This is a genomic window from Candidatus Sulfotelmatobacter sp. (assembly GCA_035498555.1).
GTDB lineage: Bacteria > Eisenbacteria > RBG-16-71-46 > RBG-16-71-46 > RBG-16-71-46 > DATKAB01.
Genome location: DATKAB010000067.1, coordinates 1 through 24,556, shown reverse-complemented (window position 1 = coordinate 24,556; position 24,556 = coordinate 1). Strand labels below are relative to the sequence as shown.

At 68.4% G+C, this 24,556-nt stretch carries 13 protein-coding genes; 7 read left to right on the top strand and 6 right to left on the bottom strand.

Features of this window, described 5'->3' with window-relative positions:
• A partial coding sequence (locus VMJ70_06185) for a hypothetical protein (GenBank protein ID HTO90703.1) occupies positions 1 to 3,046 on the bottom strand: 3,046 nt, incomplete at its 3' end.
• A gap of 527 nt (positions 3,047 to 3,573) precedes the next feature.
• Between VMJ70_06185 and VMJ70_06180 the strand changes: the two genes are divergently transcribed.
• The gene (locus VMJ70_06180; protein ID HTO90702.1) at positions 3,574 to 4,299 is read left to right on the top strand and encodes a hypothetical protein; all 726 of its coding nucleotides are present in this window, start codon (positions 3,574 to 3,576) and stop codon (positions 4,297 to 4,299) included.
• Between the two features lie 54 nt (positions 4,300 to 4,353).
• Here VMJ70_06180 and VMJ70_06175 read toward each other — a convergent pair whose 3' ends face one another.
• Entirely contained in the window at positions 4,354 to 4,752 is a 399-nt protein-coding gene (locus VMJ70_06175; protein ID HTO90701.1) for a hypothetical protein, read from the bottom strand.
• Between VMJ70_06175 and VMJ70_06170 the strand changes: the two genes are divergently transcribed.
• Positions 4,740 to 5,540 carry a hypothetical protein gene (locus VMJ70_06170; protein HTO90700.1) on the top strand — a complete coding sequence of 267 codons (801 nt, stop codon included), beginning with the start codon at positions 4,740 to 4,742 and terminating at the stop codon, positions 5,538 to 5,540. The two genes, VMJ70_06175 and VMJ70_06170, sit on opposite strands and share 13 nt — an antisense overlap.
• A gap of 172 nt (positions 5,541 to 5,712) precedes the next feature.
• On the top strand, positions 5,713 to 7,551 hold the full coding sequence (locus VMJ70_06165; protein HTO90699.1) for a metallophosphoesterase: 1,839 nt from the start codon (positions 5,713 to 5,715) through the stop codon (positions 7,549 to 7,551).
• Between the two features lie 32 nt (positions 7,552 to 7,583).
• Here the strand turns inward: VMJ70_06165 and VMJ70_06160 are convergent, their stop codons facing one another.
• Positions 7,584 to 10,202 (bottom strand): kelch repeat-containing protein, encoded by a 2,619-nt coding sequence (locus tag VMJ70_06160; GenBank protein ID HTO90698.1) that lies wholly within the window; start codon positions 10,200 to 10,202, stop codon positions 7,584 to 7,586.
• A gap of 242 nt (positions 10,203 to 10,444) precedes the next feature.
• Here VMJ70_06160 and VMJ70_06155 point away from each other — a divergent pair, with 242 nt between their 5' ends.
• Positions 10,445 to 11,653 (top strand): protein kinase, encoded by a 1,209-nt coding sequence (locus VMJ70_06155; GenBank protein HTO90697.1) that lies wholly within the window; start codon positions 10,445 to 10,447, stop codon positions 11,651 to 11,653.
• On the opposite strand, the gene VMJ70_06150 is transcribed toward VMJ70_06155, so the two are convergent.
• Entirely contained in the window at positions 11,590 to 16,287 is a 4,698-nt protein-coding gene (locus VMJ70_06150; GenBank protein HTO90696.1) for a S8 family serine peptidase, read from the bottom strand. The two genes, VMJ70_06155 and VMJ70_06150, sit on opposite strands and share 64 nt — an antisense overlap.
• A gap of 344 nt (positions 16,288 to 16,631) precedes the next feature.
• Between VMJ70_06150 and VMJ70_06145 the strand changes: the two genes are divergently transcribed.
• The 3 genes from VMJ70_06145 to VMJ70_06135 all read left to right on the top strand — a co-directional run bounded on the left by VMJ70_06145 (position 16,632) and on the right by VMJ70_06135 (position 20,136).
• Entirely contained in the window at positions 16,632 to 17,285 is a 654-nt protein-coding gene (locus VMJ70_06145) for a hypothetical protein (GenBank protein HTO90695.1), read from the top strand.
• 141 nt (positions 17,286 to 17,426) lie between these two features.
• Positions 17,427 to 18,827, top strand: a complete 1,401-nt coding sequence (locus VMJ70_06140; protein HTO90694.1) for a FlgD immunoglobulin-like domain containing protein — start codon at positions 17,427 to 17,429, stop codon at positions 18,825 to 18,827.
• Positions 18,828 to 18,888: 61 nt separating this feature from the next.
• The gene (locus VMJ70_06135; GenBank protein ID HTO90693.1) at positions 18,889 to 20,136 is read left to right on the top strand and encodes a hypothetical protein; all 1,248 of its coding nucleotides are present in this window, start codon (positions 18,889 to 18,891) and stop codon (positions 20,134 to 20,136) included.
• Here the strand turns inward: VMJ70_06135 and VMJ70_06130 are convergent.
• Entirely contained in the window at positions 20,133 to 20,825 is a 693-nt protein-coding gene (locus VMJ70_06130) for a peptidylprolyl isomerase (protein HTO90692.1), read from the bottom strand. The two genes, VMJ70_06135 and VMJ70_06130, sit on opposite strands and share 4 nt — an antisense overlap.
• A gap of 108 nt (positions 20,826 to 20,933) precedes the next feature.
• The coding region (locus VMJ70_06125) for an FG-GAP-like repeat-containing protein (GenBank protein ID HTO90691.1) at positions 20,934 to 24,556 on the bottom strand (3,623 nt) is incomplete at its 5' end.

Below are 24,556 nucleotides of genomic sequence, written 5' to 3'. Positions count from 1 at the left end.
GCCCGAGCTTGGCGCAGGCTTGCTCGAGCGCCGGAGTCGGCGCGGCATCGGTCTCTTCGACCCGCGTGTAGGCACGCAGGATCTGCTCTTCGAGCCGAGCGAAGGTTGCCGGCTCGGTGCCGGTGCGCGGGGGACCGAACTCCCGCGCCGCACCCTCCAGGCGGGCGACCCGGGCAGCGATCGAATCGGCGTCGGCATTTCGACCCGGGGGGCTGAGCCGCGACCGCAGGGCCCGCGCTCGGGCGGTGTCGAGCGAATCGCGCCGCAACAGATCGCCGAGTCGAGTCGCGAGCGCGAACTGCCGCTCGAGGTCGGCCGGTGAGGTCTTCACTCGTGGATCGAGCGCGACTCGCAACGGCCGCTCCAGCACCTTGCCCGAGAGGCTCAGGCGCACCCGATAATCCCCGGGCAGCACCCACGGCCCGCGCGGATCCGCGGGCGTCTGGTGAACGACCGCGGCGATCGAATAGCTGCGCCGCCGGGTCGCCAGCGGGGCCCCGTGAAGATCCCACACGAACCGATGGGCTCCCGCGCTCGATGCGAGCGTCGCGTTCGGGCGGATCCAGTACGCCGGAGTCTCCCCCTGAGTCCTCACCGTGTCGGGAGGATCGAGACTCGACCAGCGCCGGACCCGACCGCCTCGCTCATCCAGGATTTCGAGCGTCACCGCCCCGGTCGCGGCGCGATCCATCTGGTAATCGAGAATCGCGCCGTCGGGCGGATTCTCTCCGGCCGGCTCGTCGGGTGGCAGCGGCGTGTCGGTGTTGCGATTCCATCGCACGCGCATCGCCGTGGCCGGAGCGTACAGGAACGGGCCGCGCGCGGCCGCCGCCTCGGCGGCCTGGCGCAGCGGAGTCGCGTCGTCGAGGATCCAGAACGAGCGGCCGTGCGTGCCGATCACCAGGTCGTCGTCGTGAACGACCAGGTCCCGCACCGACGTGGCCGGCAAGTCGAGCCGGAGCGCCTGCCAGTGGTCGCCGTCGTCAAACGACACCCACACGCCGCGCTCGGTGGCGGCGTAGAGCAGCCCTCGCTTCTTCGGATCCTCGCGCACTGCGTTCACGACCTCGTCGGTCGCGATGCCCGCCACGATCTCGGTCCAGTGCCGCCCCCCATCGCGCGTGCGGTAGGCGTGGGGCGCGAGATCGTCGAGACGGAAGCGATTGATCGCCGCATACGATTCGAGCGTGTCGAAGTGCGAGGCCTCGAGCATCGAGACCTTGCTCCACGGAGTGAGCGGCGGCGGAGTCACGTTGCTCCACGAAGCGCCGCCGTCGTGCGTCACTTGCACGAGTCCGTCGTCGGTTCCCACCCACAGCAGATGCTCGGCGAGCGGCGAAGGAGCGATGGTGTAGATCACGCCGCGATGCTGCCCGTGCTCGGGATCGAGCGGGGCGAACGCGCCCATCGAGGGCGGCGGCGGGCCGGCGGGGCGCGTCAGGTCCGGACTGATCACCCGCCAGGTGCGCGCGCCGTCGGTGGTCTCGAACAGCACGTTGGCGCCGAGGTAGAGCGCGCGCGGATCGGCCGCCGAGAACACGACCGGCATGGTGCGCACCCAGCGCCACTCCGCGCTCCGCAGCGGATCGGGCGAGACCTCCTGCACGTCACCGGTGCGCCAGTCGAAGCGCGTGAGCTTCCCGCCGTAGACGAGGTTGGGGTCGAGCGGATCCGGCGCGACGTAGCCGTACTCCTCGGCCCCCACCGGGTGCCAGTCGCGGAAGGTGATCTGGCCGTCGTCGCCGCGGCTCCGCACCGCCGCCGAGCCGCTCTCCTGCTGGCCGCCGTAGACGCGATAGGGAAACGATCCGTCGGTGGCGACGTGAAAGAACTGCGCGGTCGGCTGGTTGTACCAGGAGCTCCAGCTCTCGCCGCCGTTCAGCGTGACGATCGCGCCCTGATCTGCGGCGAGCAGGATGACGTTCGAGTCGTCGGGCGAGATCCACAGCCGGTGGTAGTCGTCGCCGCCCGGCGCGCCACGCCAGGCCGTGAAGGCGCGCCCGCCGTCGACCGACTTCCAGGTCACGACGTTGGCCACGTACACCACGTCGGCGCGCCTGGGATCCACCCGCACCTCGTCGAAGTCTCCGTCGCGCCCGGCGAGCCGCGGGTCGGTATTGACGAGCCGCCAATTCTCGCCGTCGTCGTCGGAGCGGTAGAGTCCGCCGCCCCGCCGCGAGCTGACGATGGCGAAGAACCGGCCGGGCGCGGATGGGGCGGCCGCGATCCCGATGCGGCCGAGCCCCGAATCCGGCGGCGGAATCCCGGCGCGGATCGCGCGCCAGGTCGAGCCACCGTCGGTCGACTTCCACAACGCGTTGTTCGACGAGATCGAGGGCAGCTCTGCTTCCCACGGGCCCTGGCGCGCCGACCAGGTCACCGCGAACACCGTCTCCGGGTGATTGGGATCGATCAGCACGTCGATCGCGCCGGTGTCGACGCCTCGATCGAGAACCTGGCGCCAGGTCTCGCCACCGTCGGTCGATCGGAACACGCCACGCTCGCGATTCGGGCCATAGGGATGGCCGAGCACCGCGGCGAACAGTCGGTTCGGGTCGCGCGGATCCACCACCAGGGCTGGAATCTGCTGGCCGTCGCTCAGCCCGAGATGACGCCAGGACCTGCCGCCGTCGCGCGAGCGGTAGATGCCGTCGCCGACTGAGAGGTCGGGGCGCTGCAGCCCTTCGCCGCTGCCAACGTAGATGATGTCGGGATTCGAGGGCGCGATCGCGATCGCGCCGATCGACTGCGTGGGCTGGTCGTCGAAGATCGGAAACCAGGTGCGTCCGGCGTCGGTCGTCTTCCAGACGCCGCCGTTGTTGACGCCGATCAGGAACTCGTGCGGCCTGCCCGGAACGCCGACCGCAGCCACGGTGCGCCCGCCGCGAAACGGCCCGATCATGCGCCAGCGCAGGGCGCTGAAGACCGAGGGCCCGGCGGCGCGAGCCGTACCGGGAAGGAGGAGCAGGAGGGCGGCGGCCGCGGCCGCCCCAATTCCATGGAACCACATGGTCCCGGAGAGCGGGCCGCGAGTCGTCCGGGTCATGGACACCGGGGTTCGCTTCGCGCGGCTTCGGGCTCGCGTCGCCAGGGGATCGCCGCCGATCGGCCGTGGTCATCGTACCCGCACGGCATCTTACCCACCCCGCCGTTTGATTCGCTCACATGGCTCCGAAAGCCGTGGACTTCGCGATGGCCTCGAGACGGGCAGCGCGCGAAAATCATCTTCGATTCCAGGAAGCGTATGGTCGCACTGGCGTCGCGCATCTCTGGCGTGCCGCGCGCTTCCGGGCCAGCCGTTCGGGCGCCGGATCCTACTCCCGCATCCAGGGACGAGGAAGCCTTCCGACGAACCCGCGCAGGGCGCCCTCGCGCGGCTCGCGAGCAGTCTCGATCGAGCAAAGTTCGATCCAGTGCTGATACAATGGGGCGTGCTCCGATGATTGCAGTTGGCGGGAGGCTAACGGCTTCGCGGCAAGCTCCAAGCCTGATTTTCGCTCGCGGTCGCCGGAACCTGTGGAATGGCTTGGGCTTCTGCCGGCCACCCGCAATCTTCGGAGCACGACCGATGGGATGGCGCTCCATCGGTCGACCGTGAAACCCCAGTTCGAGGGGACCTTGGGCTACCTCGCCGGACTCGCAATCCTCGTGTTCCCGCTCGCCACCGCGAACGCCGTGCCGTGGCCGCCCTGCCCCGCCTGCACGCTCAATTTCGGAGGTCTCGGCCCCTTCAGTTCGACGGCTCCGGTGATCGACTCGACCGAGGCGGGATATCCCGACTTTCGCGTTGCCTACGATCTCCGGCATGGGACGATCGCCATGTCTCAGGGCGGCTTGCTCGCGCAGACCTACGTGGACGCCGTCGATCTCTACGACGTGGTCGGGGTGCCCGCGGGTACCCCGGTGAGCCTCACGGCGCAGCTCAGCGTGGATGGAATGGTGTGGACGCAGTTCGGCTGCGGCGGCTCGGGCTGCGGCGGCTACGTCACGATCCATCTCGGCGCGGGAGCGACCGCCACCGACACGACCTATTCGTTCTTGATCTTCAACGGGAGCCGGTCCTTCCATGACGTCCGCAGCCTGCCCGTGACCCTCTTCGCCGGCACGCCGGTGCAAATCGATTTCCGGCTCGGCGGCGCGCACTCGCCGGGCGGCAACCACCTCTCGTCGGCAAGCGGCCTGCTGACCTTCACGGGATTGCCGCCGGGCGCCACGATCGTCTCATGCCAGGGGTACGGGTCGCTGCCGGTGCCCGCCAAACGTGCGAGCTGGGGCTCGGTGAAGGCCATCTACCGGTGAGCGCACGGCCGGCGAAGCACCCGTCGGCCGTGGGATCGGCCTGGTGAGGTCGAGCTAGTTGATTCGGAGCCGGGCCTGCAGCGAATCGGCCTCGGCGCGAGCCTCGTCATCGGCGGGCAGGAGGCGCGTCGCGCGGTCCAATTCTTCGCGAGCGCGCTGGCGATCGCCCTTCGCGATCATCTGTTTCGCCAGCTCGAGCCTCAGCTCGCCCTCACCGGCGGGCGACTCGCCCAGCGCCGGAGAACGCAGCGCCTGTTCGATCGCGCCCTCGATCTTGCCGCGGTCGCCGGTGAATCGGCCGGCCGTCTCGCATCGCGTCAGTCTAGGCGGCGACGTATGGGCATGCCAGCCGCGCCCCCGACGGGTGTATTCTTCGATCCTCTGCTGGCGTCCGACAGTCCCGGCGGCGCCGAGCGGAGGAGGGGCCGCGGGAGGTCGCCATGCGCCGAGCATCCACTTTCGCGATCGCCACCGGACTGCTGGCGGCGCTCGCCACGATCGGGTCGACAGCCCGCGCCGACGTCGGCACGCTCTACTCGCTGTTGACGCCGCCCAGTTCGCTTCAGACCGGCTGCTTCGGGCCGTGTGAGTGTCCGGTCCAGCTGAACCCCACCTACGGCAGCTTCGAGCTGGTTCCGGCCGGCACCGATCCGCTCTACGCCAATTACGAGGTGCGCAACTACATCGCATCCTTCAACAACGGCCCCGGCGCCGTCGCCATTACCGGCTCCGGCCGTTATCGAATCGGTGGTGAATTCGCGCTCACTCAGCAGCTCGTCCTCGACCTCAGCGTGTGGGGACAGCCCGCTCAACACTTCGACAGCGGAATCGTTCCGGTGAGTGTTCCGTTTCCGCAGATCGACCTCTCGTCGGCGCTTCATGGCTTCGCCTGCCATGACTCGGTGATCGTGGTCGACGCGCGACCGATTGGAACCACCGGCGTGCCCGACGCCGCGCATGCGCGAGTCGCGCTCACCGGAGCGAGCCCCAATCCTTTCCACGCCGGCATCGAGATCAGCTGGACGCTGCCCCGGGCCGGCCCGTTCGATCTCGCCATCGTGGATCTCGAAGGGCGCCGGGTTCGCCTGCTCGCCCGGGTTGCGAGCCCGGGCCCGGGCTCGCGAAGTCTCACCTGGGACGGCCGACGCGACGACGGGCGGGTCGCGCCCGCGGGCATCTACTGGGTGACGCTTCGAAGCGCGGATGGAGCCGACCGCCGCCGGGTGGTGAAGATCGAGTAGCGATGCGGCCGCGCCCCCCGGGCTCCGGCCGACGATCGGCTCGACCTCCCGACCCGCGCGCATGATGACGCGATCGCCGCCCGGAATCCGGTGCACGCCGTTGAAGCGCGCGTCGCAGTGTTATGATTTTCGGCTCGAGACCCTGAACCCTCAGCCGAAAGCCCCAGCACCCATGGTCCCACGCCCTCGCCCCGGCCTCCTCACGTCGCTGTTTCTGGCCGCGGTCGCGGCCCACCCCGGCTCGGCTCGCGCCTCCACCTTCGCCGCCCAGCTCGACACCACCTGCCACTACGGCTACGGCGACACCCTGACCGTCATTTGGAAACCGCTGACGACGCTGCCGGCGCTCGTGCGGCCCGGCGACACCCTGACGGTCTGGGCGAACGCGCCCTCGACGCCAACCACCTGGAGCGCCGCGCTCCAGCTCGCCGGCCTTCGCTATCCGCTTACCGCCGCCGGCGGCTCGTTTGAGGCGGGCCTCGGCTGGTGGGTGCTGGGCTTCACGATTCCCTCCGGGGTACCTGAAGAGCTCTACGACCTGGTGTTGAGCTCCGGCGCCGCTCCGATGGACAGCACCCGCCACTCGGTCAAGGTGCTGCCGGAGTTCAGGAGCGACTATTACTTCGCGCAGATCTCCGACACTCATCTGCCCGAGCATTCCTTCTCTCCCAGCTTCAGCACCTGCGACACCACCGGCATGGCCGACTTCGACGCCGTCATCGGCGATCTCAATCTGATTCACCCCGAGTTCATCCTGCACACCGGCGACCTCGTCAACGAGGGCGAGCTGGAGGAGTTCTACGGCGACTACGAAATGGGGCGCGCGCTGAGCATGGTATGTCGGTTGCGCGATCCCATGTTCCTCACCTCGGGCAATCACGACATCGGCGGGTGGCAGCCGACGCCGCCGCCGGCCGGCACCTCGCGCAAGGACTGGTGGCGCTATTTCGGCTGGCCATTCCTCGCCAACCCGCCGGCTGGGGCTCCGTTCCATTCTCAGGACTACAGCTTCGACTACGACTCATTGCACGTGATCGGGCTCGAGGCCTATCTCAACAACGGCTCCTACGACAACTTTCTTCCCGGCACCTACGGCGGCGGCAGCTTCACCAGCGAGCAGCTGAGCTGGCTGGCTCAAGACATCGCCGCGGCAGGACCCAGGCACAAGCTGGTCATGTACCACTTCGACTTCGATCAGGGCGCCAACACCGGCAGCACGTCCGGGCCCTGGCAGCTCAACATCAATACACTGGGCGTGGATGGAGCGATCTGGGGCCACTATCATTCGGTCCCCGAGAACTCGATCACGCCGCGCACCGCGCATCCGTTCAACCTCGGCTGCCAGTCGGTGATCGATAATCGCGCGTTCCGCATCTTTCGCGTTCACAACGGCAACATCACGCCCGGGCCGATGCATCACTCCGGCACCTCGACCGACTCGCTGAGCACGAGCTGGAGCGGGCCCAACGACGGAACGCAGGCGCACCTGTCCGTCACCGTGAACAACCGCTTTGGCGAGACGTGGGATCACGCGCGGCTCGTGTTCCTGATGGCCGACCACGATTCGAGCTATGTCGCGAGCGGTGGTTCGATCGCGCAGACCATCCGCGCCGGCGGCATCGTCCGCGTCTACGTCGACGGCTCGGTGCCCGCGTCCGGCGGATTGACCGTGTCGGTCTCGCCGTCGGCTCCGGTCGCCGGGATCGCGCTCGCGGGCGGGCCGGCCGGGCTCGAGCTCGCCGCGCCGAGCCCGAATCCCTTCACCGCCGGATCCGGCTCGGTCACCCTCCGCTATCGGCTGCCCTCGTCCGGCCAGACGCGGATCGAGGTGCTCGACGTCACCGGCTCGCGCGTCGCGCTGCTCGATCACGGGTGGGAGAGCGCGGGCGAGCACCGGCTCGCCTGGGACGGTCGCACCTCAGCCGGTGGCGCGGCGCCTCCGGGCATCTACCAGCTCCGACTTCGGAGCGCTTCGGGCGAACGCTCGCAGCGGCTGGTGCTGATGCGCTAACGCCACGCCCACACAACTGGCGAGTGAACGTACTACCGCACCAGCACCAGCCGCGCGTGGCGTGCCTCGGCTCCCTGCGTGAGCCGCACGAAGTAAAGCGCCGGCAGAATGCCCAGGTCACGCGCCTCGATCGAGTGCGAGCCCGGGCCGAGCGATCCGACGTCGCGCGTCCACACCCGGCGACCGGCCAGATCGAACAGCTCGAGGCGCGCGGGATCGCCGTTGGCGAGGCCGATCTCGAATACGGCGCGACCGTCCCGCCCGTGCGCGGCCAGCGATAGAGCGAGGCGCGGAATCTGGACTTGCGTCGCGGCGGAATAGCTCTCCCCCGCCGTGCCCGGAACGCCGATGCGGTACTCGAGCGTTTGGCCGGGTGTCACGTCGCGATCTTCGAGCGTGACGAAGCCCTGGCCATCGGCGTTCAGCTCCGCGAGCGACTGCCAGGCGCCGCCCGGCGCGCGGCGCTCCACCCGCGCAGGCGAGCCCGGATCGGCGCCCGCCCACATCAGGCGCACGCGATCCGCGCGCACTTCGCTGCGCGCGAGCGAGAGCAGCGTGGCCGTCGGGATCCCGCTGTAATACAGGCCCCAGGTGTCGTTCGAGCCGTCGATCCCGCCGCAGGCGAGAATCAGTCGATCGTAGTTCGGATCGTAGACGCCGTTGGCCCGGTCGCGAGCACCGGGCAGCGGCGGATCGGTCGTGACCGACTTCCACGCGGGAGTTCCGGCGAGCGGAAGCAGCCACGAGTCGTTCAGCCAGCTGATGTAGGTACTGTTTCCGATCACGGCGGAGATCCCATAGCCGCCGAACAGAAGGAGCCGGTCGTGCACCGCGTCGAGCCGCAGGAGTCCCAGGTTTCTCCCCGATGGGCGATTGGTGGCGCCGAGGTTCACCCACGACCCGTCCCCGCTCGCCAGGTTGAGGACCAGGAGATCGTTCTTCATGCTGGTGTTGTCGCTCCCCCCGAAAATCAGCACGCGATTCCGCGCGACGTCGAAGGCGCACATCTCACCCGCGCGAGCCGATGGAGGGATGCCGCTCGGCGACATCTGCCGCCAGATCGGCGCCGGACTCAGCCTCAATTCCCAGACGTCATTGAGAACGTTGGATCCGTCGTAGCCGAACAGCAGCAGGAACCGATCGTGCACCGGGTCCCGCACCATTTGAGAAAGGTATCGCCCCGAGGGCGCGGGGCCCGCGGGAGACAGCTGAGACCAGATCGGGGTGCCCCCCGAGAACGAGAGCGTCCAGAGCTCCGCATTGGCGGCGCCGGCCGCGTCGTACCCGCCATAGACGACATAGCGGTCGTGCTGCTCGTCCCAGGCTCCCGAGTGCCAGAAGCGTGGCGTCGGTGGCCCTCCCTGCGTCGTGACCGGGCTCCAGGCGGGCTCCGCGCCGAGCGCCAGCGACCACGTGTCGTTGATCGGCGACCCATGGGTGTCATCGCCACCGAACACGATCATCCGATTGCGAGCCGAGTCGAAGCCGTCGCTGGCCCCACCGCGAATCGCCGGACGCAGGATCGGAGCCACCAGGTTGACCCAGGTCGGAACGCCATCGAGCGTCAACGCCCAGGTATCGTTGAGCACGTCGCTGAAGTCCTGGGGCTGGCCACCGCAGACCATCAGGCGATGTCGCGCGGGATCGATCGCGATCCCGGCCCCGAATCGAGGACCGGGCCCGGCGCCGCCCGCAGAAATCGTCGACCACTGAAGCGTGGACATCGAGAGCCAGCACGGCTCCCCTTGCGCGTCGAGGGTCCACACGCGGTCGGTGGCCGCGTCGTAGACCCACGCGCTGCTCTGAACGTTGGGAAGGCCGTTGGTGGGAGTGGTCGACCATGCCGGGGCCCCGTTGAGATCGAGCGAGGTGATCACCTGCGGGGCTCCCAAGGCCTGGTCGGGATAAAGCAGGCGATGGCGCACCGGGTCGAACACGACCCGGGTCGGGACGAGCGAGGGCGAGGGCACCCCCGAGGGCGTGAGTTGAACCCAGCTCGGGGCGGGCAGCAGGTTGAAGGACCAGACCTCGAGCGGGTTTCCATACGGATTGCCGGAGTCGAACGTGGTCATCACCACGCTCTGCGAGACGGAATCGAAAACCAATGAGTACGGGTAGTAGACGATGGGCGTGCCGCTCGCGGGCAGAACGGAGATCGCGCCGGTGCGCGGGTTAAACGTATGCATCTGCACGCCCGTTCCGTCGTCCGCGAGTGAATAGACCAGACCGGTGGCGGGATCCACCGTCGAACTCAGGGTATTGATGTAGAGCGGCGCATTCGGCGCCGACAGGTAGGACCACGAATGCGGGCCCGAGAGCGGCAACTCCCAGCTCTCGTTGCGCGAGCCGCCAATGGAAAGCAGCTGATCGTGCGCCGGATCGCAAAACGCGATCTCGTTCGAGACCTGAAGCAGTCCAAAGTTCCGCCACGTCCCGCCGGCGAAGTCGATCGCCGGAGCGGGCGCCTGCGCCGCCGGTCCGGCGGACGGACGCTGTGAGGAACGCGAGGTCGCGGCGGATCCCGGCAACACGACACCAAAAGGCAGGCGATGCGGCGCGCTGGCGAAGGCGTTGCCGCCGAGGATCGAGCACGCCAGGACGGCGAGGGCGAGCGAGAAACGAGTTCCGGGCCGAAGGGAGTGTGACTTCATGGGGCACCTCTCGAGTTGGCGGCGCCGGCGGAAATCGAGCCGCCGGTGAGAAAACCCGGTACCCAGGTCCCTTGAACGTAGTCTCCCGGAGTTGATGGCGACAACCAGGAACAGACTCTGGCGAGGGTTTACCCCCGGCGCCCGATCCCGGTTCCGAATGACGCTCGGATTCTCCGGGAGCCCGACCCCTCGCCTGCGTCCCGCGCCTTGGACTCCCCGCCGGGATCGATCACACTGCGCGCATGCGACACCCCTCGACCGCGACCACCCGGAGCATCTCCAAAGCGGCTCCGGCCACTGACGACTCGCGGCTGCTCCTGGTTCCCGGGCAGGTGGTGCGGAGCCCCGAGACCCGCCTCGATTACCACGTCGAGTATCTGCTCGGCGCGGGCGGCTTCGGTCAGGCCTTCCGGGCGCGCCGCGGCGGTTCGCCCGCCGCGCGCGAGCTGGTGTGCGTCAAGGTGAGCACGCGCATCGACGGCTGGCTGCGCGAGGCCTACTTCGGCCAGCTCCTCGACGGCCACCCGCGAGCGATTCGCGTCTTCGACGCCTTTCCGCTGATGCTCGAAGGCGGCCGCATTCTCTACTGCCTGGCGCTCGAGTACGCGCGCTACGGCGATCTGCGGCTCTACCTGCGGCGCGCGAGCCGCGGCTGGCCCGAGCGCAAGATCCGGCTCGAGATCGCGGGAATTCTCGAGGTGCTCGGGAAGCTCCACCGCGGCCAGGTGCTGCATCGCGACCTCACGCCGCTCAACGTGTTCGTGTGCGATGAGCACACGCTCAAGCTCGGCGACTTCGGCATCACGCGTCATCAGAGCGATGCGCGTGGCATCACCGCGCGCACCATGAACTGGCTCACTGCCCCCAGCGATATCCTCGAAGGTGCCGTGCCCAAGTGGCAGGCGCGCGACGACGTCTATCAAGTCGGGCAGCTCCTCGGCATGCTGGTGGGGCGCGACGCGGATCGGCGCATTCGCACCGCCGACGTTCGCAAGCTCGACTGCACCGATCACCTCAAGGAGATCATCTATCGCTGCCTGGGCGAACGCCGCAAGCGTTACGAGAACGCCGATGAAATGATCGATGCGCTGCGGAGCCCCCCGGCATCCTTGCGCCCCGGCGCCATTCGCAGCTTGAAGGGCGTCCATCTGGCGTTCACCGGCATCCTGAGCCGGCCGCGGCTCGAGGCCGCTCGGGCGGCGCGCCGGGCCGGGGCGATCGTCCACGGCGCGCCCTCGGCGCAGACCACCGTGCTGGTGCGCGGACGACCCAATACGCAGCAGGCCGCCGGGCGCGACGCGGGCATCAAGCTGATGGAGGTGAAGCGGCTGCGCGAGAAGGGCCACCGCATCACCATCCTCGAGGAGCGCCAGTTCTGGCGGCTGGCCTACTCCAGTCGGACCAGTCGCACGACAAAGCTCCGGTCCGGCGTCAGCAGGCGCGCGAGATAGATGCCGGCCTGCACCTTGCGTGAATCGTCATCCCGACCGTCCCAGACGGCGAAATGCGGACCGGCCGCCAGCGGGCCTCTGAGCAGCGAGCGCACCCGCCGCCCCGCGACATCGAACAGCTCGAGCCTCACCTCCCCCTCGCGCGCCAGCCCGAACCGCAGATGCGCGGCGTCCCGCGAAGGGTTGGGAGCAGCCGGCTCGAGGTAGTCCGTGAGCTGCAACGCGCTCACCGCCAGGACCCCGAAGTCATTGGCGATCACGCTCACCATGACGGGCGCGCCCCAGTTCCCGGCGCCGTCGCGGGCGCGCAGCCAGAGGGTTTGATCTCCCGCGCCGAGCGCCGCCGTGTTGAGCGCCGCCGACACCACCACCTGGCTCGCGCCGAACGACCCGCTCATCGGGAGCCCCGCGCCGGCCGGCGCAGGCGAGGGGCCGATCGAGTACTCGGCGGCCGCGACCGTGCTGCCGCCGGTCTCGGCGTCACTCACGGTCGCCGAGAGCGTCGCGGGCGATCCACGCCGGATCGGGCTGGGCATGGTCATGACCGTGCCGGCCAGGACCAGCGGCCCACGGGTGTCGCCCCCCGCACGCGCCAGCGTGAAGGTGCCGGCCATCTGCGTGGTCACGCTGGCGGCGGGCACGCCGTCATCGGTCGTCACCAATCGCACCATGGCCAGAGTCGAGTTGGGAACTGGGGTGCCTCCGAGCGCGCCGGCAAGATCCCAGATGTAACCGCTATCGGCACACGACATCGAGGTGATCGGCGCCCAGCTCTCGCCCCCATCGAGTGAATAGGAAAGCATCCGCCTCGCGATCGAATGGCCCGAGTCCGCGGCGGTCACGTAGCGAATCGCCAGGAAGTCCCCGGTCACCACGGCACCCGGCGCGGGCGCGGTGATGACGCCGGTGGGCGGACGATGGCCCAACAGCCAGTCGACCGATCGCTCGAGAACCGAGGTGCGGTTGGGATCGTTGAGGACCGAGGTGCTTCCCATCGCCACCCATTCGTAATAGAGCCCGAGGTATCTCGACTTCGCGCCGCCCCAGACGCCGTTCCCGGGCGTGCCCTGCGGGCTGACCGTCTCCCAGGCGATGCCGACGTGCCGCGGTGGGTTCTGATCGTCGAGCCAGGGGAGGTCGCCGATCACGTCATTGTTGGGGGCGAAACTCACCTCGTCGCCCGCGTCGGGATAGAGCTCCGGGTGATACTTGACGCCGCTCGTGAAGTCGCCGGTCACGGGATCTCCGGGGAGACCTCGAAGCGTATCGGCCCACGAGAGATCGAGTCCGAACCGAGTCTTGAGGCGGCTTTCGAACCAGGCCTCGCGCTCCGGGGTGTAGCTCGGAACGTCCATGCTTGAGAGCCCGTAGCCGATGTCGTGACCCGTGAGCAGAAGTCGCGCCCCGCCGGTCAGCAGCGAATCGATGGCGAGCCGCTGCACGTCGCTCAGCGGCGGGTAGCGATCCGGATCCACCTGCCAGAGCACGGCCGAATAGCGGCGCAGGCCGGCCGTGGAATTCCCCACCAGCGGGGGATCGTCTTCGGCGCGCGTGATCACGTCGGCGTTCCAACCGAGCTGCGCAAGCGCGTTGGTCCAGACGGCGAGCGTGGTCGGGCTCGGGTCATCCATGACCAGCGCGATCGAGCCGCCCGGCCGCGTGGTGAACTGGCGGTGCTGGCCGCCCAGGCTGTCGCTCGCCCTGCTTCCGGTGCGCGTCGTGCTCTCGACGTCATACCGGTAGGTGCTCGCGGCGGCGAGCCCGGTGAGCTGGATCACGTGCTGGCGCGTGAGCCCGCTCGAATCCGCGGCCGCCGCCGGCGCGAGCAGGCCGAACCGCACTCGGGAAGTCGCGGGCACGTCCGTCGTCCAGGTGACGGTGGCGCTGGTGGGCGACGTCGCCGTCGCGTGGACCCCGGTGATCTGCGGCGGATTGGCGTTGACGGGCGCGGTCGCGACCAGTGCGCCGAGCGGGAGATCGTCGTTGTAGGTGACGGTGATCCGGTCACCCGAGGAAACCGAGAGCACTCCATCCCCCGGCCGCCAGGTGCTGGGAGCGATCGGCAATCGCCCGCGAAAGACCCCATTCGAGCCGGTCAGGTGAACCACTTCGTCGCTGGTCTCGGTGTTCGAGTGCACCAGCGCGAGGAGCGGTTCGTGCGCGTTCACGTCGGTCACCTCGATGCCGATCGTGTCGGTGAGCCCGTATTCGAAACGATCGAGTGCCACCGAGCCGGCCCCGGTGTTGATTCCCCCGGTAGCGCACAAGGCGAAGGGCTGCGGCCCCTGCAGCACGCGATGACCCTCGACTCGAACCGTCCAGATGCCCGCGGTCGGGTATTGAACGCGCACTACTTCCTCGACGTTCAGCGAATCACGATGCCCGCCCAGGCCGGAATTGCCGTTCAGGAAATAGTTGCCGAGGAAGGTGGCGCCGCCCTTCGAAACGATCAGATCGAGATCGTTGACGAGCTGAACGCTGCTGGCCGGATTCCCGGGCGCGTCCGTCCAGCACAACGCGATCTTGAGCGGGCGACTCGGATCGGTGACATCCACCTGATATTCCACGTATTGCTGATCGAGCAATCCGTCGGCGCCATCCACCAGGAGCGTGCGAGAGGAATCGCCGGGGAAATAGAGAACGTCGTCCGCGGTCAGCCGGCCCCAGCCGATCTGGATGCTGGGAATCGTGTAGCCGAGGATGTCGTTACGAGATGAATTGATCGCCATCGCCTTGAGCAGCGCCGCCGAAGGAGTCAACGCGTTGGCGGCGACCGGGGAGCCGGTCGGATACCAGCCTTCGGTCAAGTATTCGCGCATCAGCGCCATGGTTCCGGCCACGGCCGGCGTCGACATCGAAGTGCCGGAGTAGGTCGCGTACGTGTATCGCGTCGAGCCGATCGACGAGGTGACGCCATCGCCCGGCGCCATCACCGTGGGCTTGTAGCGCAGGTCCGCGGTGGGCCCGCGGCTCGAAAACGAGGCGAGGTTGTTGTCCAGCGTGCCGTTTCCCGTCGCCCCCACGCTCAGGCAGTTCTTGGCGGTTCCCGGCGACTGAACCGTCCTCACGACGCCCTGATTTCCGGCCGCGAACGCGATCAGGTAGTCGGGGTGGCTCCACATGAACTGATCGACCTCCATCGAAGCCAGCGTATAGGCGCCGAGTGAGCTGGGATCGCCCCACGAGTTCGACGAGATGCGAGCGGCCCCGGCGGCGTTTCCGTCGAACGAGCGCTGAAACAGGTCGTTCAGGTCGGCCGGCGCGGCCAGTCCGCCGTTGGAATTGGGTCCGGCCATATCCATGAAATACAGCCTGGCCTCCTTGGCCATGCCGGACCACGGCGCGCTGGAGGTCGCGTCGGGATTCCCGGCCACGGTGCCCGCGGTGTGCGTGCCGTGGTAGGAGGAGCCGACGTCGTCGCCGAACGCGATACCGGGATCGTCCGAGCCCGGCCAGTAGGCGATGATCTTGCGGTGGGTCGGATAGTCCCCGAAGTGAGTCAGCGCCACCAGCGAGTCGTTGAACATTTCGTGGTCGGGACGAATGCCGCTGTCGGCCGTCATGACGATCTGGCCGTGACCGCGAATGCCATGATCCCAAAGCGTGCGCGAGTTGGGCACGCCCGTCTGAGTGACCCATTGCGCCTGATCGTTGCTCACCGAATCGCGCGGAGCCGGTTCGATCCAGGCAATGTCGGGGAGCGCAGCGGCCTCGGCCATGCGGGAGTCTTCGAGCTCGAATCGCACCAGCCGATTGACCGAGCCGCGGTAGGCTCGGACATTGAAGGCGCCGAGTGCGCCCAGCGCGGTGACGGTCGCGGCCTCGTCGCCGTCCGGGAACAGCAGCGCGGTGACCGCGCGCCGGCCGATCGAGGAACCGTCGATCGCCGCGCTCAGCTTGAACTGCGGCTGCCAGTCGGCGACCCAGGGCTCGCCGTTCACGAGCGCGAGCCGGGCGCGAGCGGCATCGTCGACGCGCACCAGCCACGCTTCGCCGCTGATCGGCGCCACGATCGTGCCACCGGCCCGTTCGATGCGCACCCGAGCGGAATCGGCGCCGCCTTCGGCGAACTGAACCAGACAGGCGCGCCGGCCCGCCGCACCCGCGGGAGCGAGCGTGCTGGCTCCCGCGGCGGCCGACCCGGCAACGCGTTCGGGCTCGATCAGCGCGCCCGAAGCGAGTCGAAAGGACCGATAACTCGGGCGAGGTGCCCGGGACTTCATGGGAGCCAGCCACCCGGTGGCGCTGGGCCGCGGGTGCCCACCGGTCGCCACCCGATTGGCGAAACTCGGTATCACCACGAAGCGGCGTGGTTCGGCGGCGATCCAGCGCCCGCTATTGGCTTCGCGCGCGACCGCGGTCCACCACAACTCGGTCTCGGCGCCAATCGGGATCGAGAGTGCGGCGAGCGGCACCGAAGTGGCGCCGGGCTGGCCGACGAACCACGCGGCGCCAGCCGGGGCCCCATCCCAGTTGGAGGGATCGAAGCGTTCGCGGGAGACCACGACGCGCACGCTCTCGAGATGGGGAGGCGCGCTCACCTCGAGCGTGCCGACAGACTCCGGTACCCGTTCGTCAGCCGGCGGCCAGAGGAGCAGCGGCGGACCTTCGGCGGCGGAGCGGAGGGAACGCACCGACGCGTCAGCCGGATTCAAGAGGCTGGCCGGGAGTGTGGCGAGCGGGATCAGAAGGAGAAGGCACGCGGCTTTCAGGAACGAGCGCGACAAGCGGGATCTCGCTTTCTTCATGGGAACGGGTCCATTCACGCGGCCGGACGTCCGGAGGCCGGGGTGGCTGAATCGCCTGGATCAGGGTTCCTTCTCGCTGACGCCCGGCACCCTACCACGGTTCCAAAGAGTCTGCCAGATGTCTCTGAGATTCCTCTTGTATACATCGGGGAGTATCGTTAAGCTGCCGATCAGCCGCTCCGAGACTCGGGCGCGGCCAGCTCCCGACACCCTTCGCAGAGAGGTGCCTCATGTCCCTACGTCACGCGAGAATCGTCGCCGTCGCCGGCGCACTCATGCTGGCCCTGGCCGCCGCGGCCCAGGCCGCGGTGCTCTGGGATCAATCCGCCATCGATTTCAGCCCCACCGCTCCCGGGATCGCCGATGGCAGGTTCACCGGCGTCGGAGGCTACACCGACTACTCGGTCAATGACGTGACGGTTCCAGCCAGCGGCTGGGTCGTGACCACGATCACCGAGTACTTCAGTGACTGGCAGGGCGTGAACATGAGCGTCAAGGCCCCGACTGGGAGCCTGATCGTCACTCCGAAGTCGGGCTCTCTGCCCGCCGGCACACCCTCGACCACGACCGTGAACCTGACCTGGGTGGACACGGTTCAGAACGGCCAGGGCGTCTACGTGATGACCGCCTCCAACCTGAACCTGGCGCTGGCCCCCGGCGACTACTGGATCACCGTGGCGCCGACGGCCCCGGTCGACAATTTCAATGGCAACAATCTCCAGTGGCCATCGCTGCTGCAGGGAGCGGCGGTCGCGACCTTCAACGGCACCAGCTGGTCCAACCTCTACGGCAGCCACGATGGCGCCTTCATGATCGAGGGCAGCCTCGGCGCGACGGCGACCCACAGCGGTACGTGGGGAGCCATCAAGTCGCTCTATCGGTAGCGGTCTCGCGGTGCGAACACGGCGACTCGCGCGAGATGCCTTTCGCCCGAGCTCGCCGTGTCCGCCCGATCCCGTGAACGCGAAGCTCCCGCTCGAGCACTTGGGCGACGTCCGGCGCCTGAATCATCCAAGGAGGAGTGAATGCGCAGAATCAGTCTGAGTCTGGCGCTGGGGCTTGCGCTGGCAGCGACGAGCGCGCGCGCCGGCGTGACATTTGAATACCTCTACGCCTACGGCTATCCGAACAGCGTCTCGAGCGATGGCAATGCGATCGCCGGCAACAGCACGTTGTACGCTCCGTATCGCTGGACTCAAAGCGGAGGGGTTCAGGACCTGGGCCGCTCGCCGACTCCGAGCCCGGGCGGTTCGCCCGGGATTTCCGCGGACGGTACGCACGTCGCTTCCACCATCATCACGTCCGACAGCACGGCGTCGGCTTCCGGGCTGTGGACTCAAGACTCGGGATGGCAGCAACTCATGCCTCCCAATGGTCCGCCCAATCTCGGACTCATCGACCGGAATTACAGCGACGTTTGGGGCCTTTCAGGTGACGGCAATACCGTCGTCGGCCTGTACTGGCTCAATACCGGAAGGGCGCACGGGTTCAGCTGGACGCAGGCCGGCGGAGGCGTCGATCTGGGGAGCCGAGCGCGATCGAGCCGCGCCAATGGCGTCAACTACGACGGCTCGGTGATCGCCGGCTGGGACGAAAATCCCACCACCGGTATCCGCCAGCCAGCGGCGTGGATCCACGGCTCGTTGTCGGTGCTCTGCGATTCGACCGGACTCGGCGAGGCCCAGACCGTCAACGCCTCGGGAAGCATCGTGGCAGGCTTTCAGCTCAACCCGGCCACTACGGTGCGCGAGTGCGCGCGCTGGCTTCGCAGCGGCGACAGCTGGAGCGCAACGCAATTTCTCGGCTCGGTTCCCGGTACCGAAGGCGACGGGTATGGTATCAACGTCGCCGAAGGAATCTCTGCCGACGGCAAGATGATCGTCGGCTACTGCAGTTTCGACGGCTCGCCCTTCAGCACCACCGGGTTCGTGTGGACCCAGGACGCGGGGATCATGGACGTGATCACCTTTCTCAATGCAAACGGGGTTGCCGTGGACCCGGGCTTCCTGATCCAATCGTGCCAGTGCGTGACTCCTGATGGAACCTGCATTATCGGCTTCGGACAGGATCTGGTCAGCCCCTACACCCGGCGCACATTCCGCATTCGGATCACTCCGACCGCTTCGGTCGAGACCCCGAAACTTCCTTCGAAGCTGGCGCTCGCCGCCCCGAGTCCAAATCCCTCGCGCCTCGGCGCCCGCCTTGGTTTCAGCCTGCCGGCGGCGGACCAGGTCGAGTGCTCGATCTTCGACTCGGCCGGGCGGCGAATCGCGAATCTGGCGCACGGATGGTTCCCCGCAGGCCAGCACTCGCTCGCATGGGACGGCCGAGATCTCGACGGGCGGCTGGTCGCCGGCGGCGTCTATTGGGCGGTGGTGTCGAGTTCGAAGGAACGCGCGTCGCAACGAGTGGTTCGCCTCAACTGAGCGTGGCGGTGAAGAACCCTCCGATCTTCAAGAGCGCACTTTCGACGGGAGAACTCGCGACGTGAGCCCCACGGCCGAAACCGGACTTCGCCCCACCAGCAGTGTTCAGCAAGTCGAATCGATGGGCGCCGAAATTCGCGCCGCGCTGCTCCCTTTGCTCGTGGCGGTCGCCGGCGATCCGCCGAGTCCCACCCGGCTGGCGCAGGCGATCGGGCTCGACAAGAGCCTGGCGAGCCGTTTGGTGCGAGCCACCCGTGCCCCGTCCGATCTGGACCTGATGCACATCGTGCCCTCACCCTCCGGCCTGCGCATCCTGGCGGAACTGGCCGGCAAGGCCGTGCCATCCGAGCTCGTGGCGCAACTGCGCAGCGCCTCGGAGCGATTTGCGTTGCTGGTGGATTCCACTGCGGGCGGGCGCGCGGCCATCGATGCGCTGATCTCGGAATCCTCACGCGATGTGCGCGAGCGGCGGGAACACATCGCGCGCCAGGCCTCGTTCAAGTCGATGTCTTTCCTGCTCGGGCATTTCTGCGACGTGCTGACGACTTCTTTGTTCCTGGTCCCGAACGAAAACCGGCGGACGATCGATGGGATCGAGATCCACCGGCGGATCGGATTGCGCCGGATGCGGCCGAGCACGCCCCTCGCCCTCCTGAGCCTCGCCATGCCACCCGAGGAAGCGCCTCCCGGTGACGCGACGCGCTTCGAAACGCTTGACGGCCCCCCCGGCCCGGATGGGGCGCGCAGCTACCTGCTTCCCGAGTTCAGCACCCTGCCGCTGTCGGAGCTGGAGGTGGTCGAGGACAGCAACGTAACGACGCTGGTGCTGCCGGGCGATCCCAACATGAACCTCGCCGCCCGCGTGACCTCCGCGTTTCGCATCCGGAACGGCTGGGCGCTGAACTCGGAAGAACGCACGAGAGAGCTTCGCGGCTACGTCTTGCACGTGCCCGCGATGCAGGTCGTGCGCGATCTCTTCATCGCCGAGTCGCTATTGCCCGGCGCGTTTCCGCAGGTGTCCTTCCTGCTGCCGGGCCCGCGGGTCGCCACGCATCCGCCGCGAGAGGATGGAACGCATCATTTCACCGAGGTGGATCTGACCGCGTCGATCGAGCAGCTTCCCTCGGCCCCGAGCGCCTATGCGGTGCCCGGGGTCGGCGACCAAACGGCGGCAATCCGATACGCGCTCGAACGGTCGGGCCAGGCCCACCAGCGGTTTCGTGGTTGGCGCTGGTCGGCGACGTATCCCGTACCGCTGATCGAAATGATGTGGTGGTTGAAGGATCCCCGGGCGGGCTCCTCCGGCTAGCGTCTCCCCCACTCCCTCGTGATCCGCGCCCGCTGGATGCGATCGAGGCCCGGAAACGCCCGAGCGAGATAGGCGCCGCCCAGAATGGACAGCGAATCGGTTGCGATCGGCGCGTTCCCGTACTGGCCGTTCAGCCGATCGAGCACTTCGAGCCCCTGCTCGACCTCCGCCACACTCGGGAATCCCACCACGCCCAGGTAATTCACGGTGTCGAGCGCCGCGGCCGGGTTGGTGGTGATGGCGATCTCGACGGTGCGCGTGTTGGGTCCGCCGCGCGCGAAGTTGACCGAGCCGCGGCGATGGGGTCGCACCACCGGCTCGTCCGCGAGCGTCGCCTTGTCCCAGGCATGCGCGACCGCGGTGTCGCCGCTCTGGCCGAATTGCACCACCCGGCCACCCTTGACGCTGAGCGTCGGGCCGACGCGATAGATGACGAGCCCGTCGAAGTAGCCGGCCTTGACCAGATGGTAGAGGCGGTCCGCGCCAAGCGGCGACCAGACGCGGCGCGCCTTCATCGCGAAGGCTCCCTTGCTGGTCTCGAAGCACGCGACAAAGCTGTCGGGCGCAGCGGTCGCGAGCGGCAGGTCGCCGGGGAGCATCGCGCGCCGATGCGAAGCGCTCGCTCCCAGCGCCGGCGCGCACAACATCGCGAGCGCGGTCCACGCGGCCCATGTTCTCGGCCGGTTCATGCGGCGCATCTTCGCGAAAGCGCGCGAAATCTCCAAGCGCGAACTCCCCGGGCCCTTGCACCCGACCCGGGGAGTCGAGCTTCACGTCCTTGCTTCGAGACGCGCGGCTCAGCGCACCCGCGTCATTTCCTTCGAGAAGGTATGACCCTCGACCTCGAGCCGGTAGAAGTAGATGCCGGCCGGGCTCGATTGCCCGTCATCGGTCAGCCCATTCCACTCGAGCGAATGCTCGCCGGCTTCGAACGACCCGTCCGCCAGCGTCCGCACCTTTCGGCCCGCCACATCGAGCACGGTCAGACGCGCATGGCCGGCATGGGCCATCGAGAAGCGGACGTGAGACAGCGATTTCGCCGGATTGGGATAGCTACCGGCGAGCGCGAGTGAATTCGACTCGCCCTCCGGTCCGACCGCCACCGTCGCCACCTGCGTGCGGATATCCGCCTCGTCCGGGGCGTTGGCGGGCAGCGACACCCAGGTCGAGCGCGGGAAGAACGGATTGTGGCTCGCGGTGCGCAGCCGCCAGTGGCACGGGCTCGATCCGTAGGGGCAGTTGCCGATCTGCGCCACGTCGGCGGCGCTGCCGCCCCCGGCAGGCGCCGCCATCAGCGCCGTGCCGCCGTCCTGGATGCTGGTGCCATTCAATGGCAGCGCGTTGCCTTTCACCTCCCATTGCATGCGGACGTGATCCCGGCCCGCGGCCGAGCGCGCGTGCGAGTCGATGATGAAATTCTGACCCGAGCTGAGATCCATCGTGTAGATCGGCGGCGGAACGCACAGGAAGCAATCCCCTTTCTGCTCGATCGGACGCGCCAGCCCGGCGGTCAGCCCGGTGCCGGATGCATTGCCGTAGAAGACTTCCGCCAGCCCGGCGTTGGCGATGGCTCCGGCGTCGTAGCCCGGCGCTCCGAGGATGATGTCGGCGAAGCCATCCCCATTCACATCGCCCGCACCCGCCACCGAGGCCGCGAGATTCGCGTAGTTCTGGGTGAGCTTCGCGGTCCAGCTCGCGCCCGTACCCGGCCCGCCCGGCCCACCGTAGTAGAGGAACGCCTCCCCGCCGTCGGTCATGCCGTCATCGTAGAACTCGGCGCCGACCAGCACGTCGCTGAAGCCGTCGCCATTCACGTCACCCGCGCCCGCGACCGAGCTGCCGAACGCGGCGCCGCCCTGACCGCTCGAGACTGTCCAGCTCGGCGTGGCGGGAATCCCCGAAAACGATCCCATATAAAGGAGCGCTCGCCCCTGGCTGGCGGGCCCGGACCCCGTGTACCACACCTGGCCGACGAGCACGTCGCTGTAACCGTCCCCATTCACGTCGCCGGCATCCGCGACCGAACAGCCGAACTGGCTGCCGCTCTCGGTGCCGCCGGAGAGGATCTGAATCGGCGAGCTCGAGAGCCCGTTGCCCCAGCCTCGATAGAGGAACGCCCGTCCGGCATCGGCGTAGGTGGTGCCGCTGATCGACTCGTCGAACAGCGGCGCGCCGACGATCACGTCGCTGAAGCCGTCGCCGTTGACGTCGCCCGCGCCCGACACCGCGTTGCCCATTTCCGCGCCCGCCTGATTGGAGTGCGCGCTCCAGTTGGCCGGGCCGGCGACGAGGCCGCCCGCCGATCCGTACCACGCGTAAGCCGCGCCCTCGCCGGTTTGCGTCAGGCTGTCGTTCGGCGCGCCGATGACGACGTCGGCGTAACCGTCGCCGTTGACGTCGCCCGCTCCGGCGACCGACGAGCCGAAGTGCGCGTCGTTCTTCCCTCCGTAGGCGGCCCACGCCGGCGCGGCGTTGGGAAGCCCGGCCGACGATCCGTACCAGACGAAGGCGGCGCCGTTGTGGCTGAACAGATTGGCCGAGATCTCGTGGGCGCCGACGATGATGTCGCCATACCCGTCGCCATTCAGGTCGCCCGCTGACGCGACCGAGATGCCGAGATTCGCGCCGGCGGAGTTGCTCTCGTAGCTCCAGCTCGGCGTAGTCGGGAGGCCGGCGGATGAGCCGTAGTAGACCAGCACGCGACCCTCGTCGGTCTGGCCGTTGTCGTAGAGCGGCGAGCCGACGATCACGTCGCTGTAGCCGTCGGCGTTCACGTCGCCGGCCGATGACACCGACCAGCCGAAGAATTCCGTGTTGCTGCCTCCGCTGTTCGACCAGACCGGCTGCTGGCCGGGGAGATTGGCCGAGCCCTTGAACAGATAGACTCGACCGCCACGACTGGGCCCCGACGCGGGCGCACTCACCAGGAAGTCGCTGAATCCATCGCCATCGACGTCGCCGGCGGTCGCCACGCACATGCCGAACAGCTCGCCGTCGCCGATGTTGTCCACGCCACCGGTGCGGCTCCAGGCCGGAATCAGCCGCAGTCCAGTCGCGGATCCCAGGTACAGCTCGGCGTGCCCGCGCGGAGTGTAAGCGAGCGCGGGTGACGGCAGTTTTCCTGAGCCGACCAGCACGTCGGCGTAGCCGTCGCCGTTCACGTCGCCGGCGGTGGCAACGCAGATGCCCATGCTGTCGCCGACCGCCGTGCCCGTCAGCGTGCCGCCCGCGCCGAGGTAGGGCGCCGTCGAGCGCCCCAGCAGCACCCAGGCGCCTCCGCCGCCCGAATAGCCGCTTCCGGAATAGCCGGGAAAGCCGACGATCACGTCGCTGTAACCATCGCCGTTCACGTCCCCGGTGGTGGCGACGCTGTATCCGGTGAGCGAGCCGACGGTGATGCCGGTGAAGTCGTAGTAGCCGGTCACCGGCGGCGATGAGCTGCCGCTGCCGAGCATGAGGATGAACTCGCCCTGTCCGGCGGGGCCGCCATGCGGCACGCCGATCAGGACGTCGCTGTAGCCGTCGCCGTTCACGTCGCCGGCGGTGGATACGCTGTAGCCGAACTGCGCGTTGAGATAGCTGCCGTCCCCGCTCCAGTCGGAGTTGGAAGTGGTTCCGGTCGTGAACGTGGTGCCGAAGCCGGAGCGGCCGAGCCAGATTCGAACCACGCCCTCGTTCGACAGGCCCTCGTTGGGCGTCCCAACCAGGATGTCGGCCAGGCCGTCGCCGTTGAGGTCCCCGGCGGTCGCGATCGAGGGATGGAGCGTGGCGCCGGGCGCCTGGAAGCTCCAATCGGCCGTGACCGAATTCTTCGCCTTCTTGAAGCCGGCGTGGTCGCCAAGGAACAGGAATACGTAGCCGTAACTGCCGCCGCCGGTCTCGCCCACCAGAAGGTCGTCGTAGCCGTCGCCATTCACGTCGCCCGCGCAGGCCACGGTCGTTCCAGCCTGAGCGGCTGGCGCCCCGGGATAGAAGGTCCACGACGGATTGGCCGGCAGGCCCGAGGACGAGCCGAAGTAGACGAACACCGCGCCGGCGTCGCCGCCGTTGTGGTCGTCGAACGGCGCGCCGATCACCACGTCGCTGTAACCATCGCCGTTCACGTCCCCGGCGGTCGAGACCGACCAGCCGAAATAGCCGTACGCGCCGGAGCGGCCGCCGTCGGACCAGGTCTCGCCGGTGGTGATGGGATCCACGGTGATCGGATATTGCACGCCGCGGTCGTCGAGTCGAATGTCGATGCGATGGTGGGCCAGCGCGAACGAGGCGGGGACCGGTCTTCCGCGCGAATCGGTTGCGCGCAGATCGCCGTAGAAGAGCCGCACTCGTCCGGTGCCGTCGGCAAACTCGATCTGACGCGGGTCGCGCCCCGAGAGCGCGCGGAGATCACCGGCGACCGCGAGCGAGACGATGGTCATCG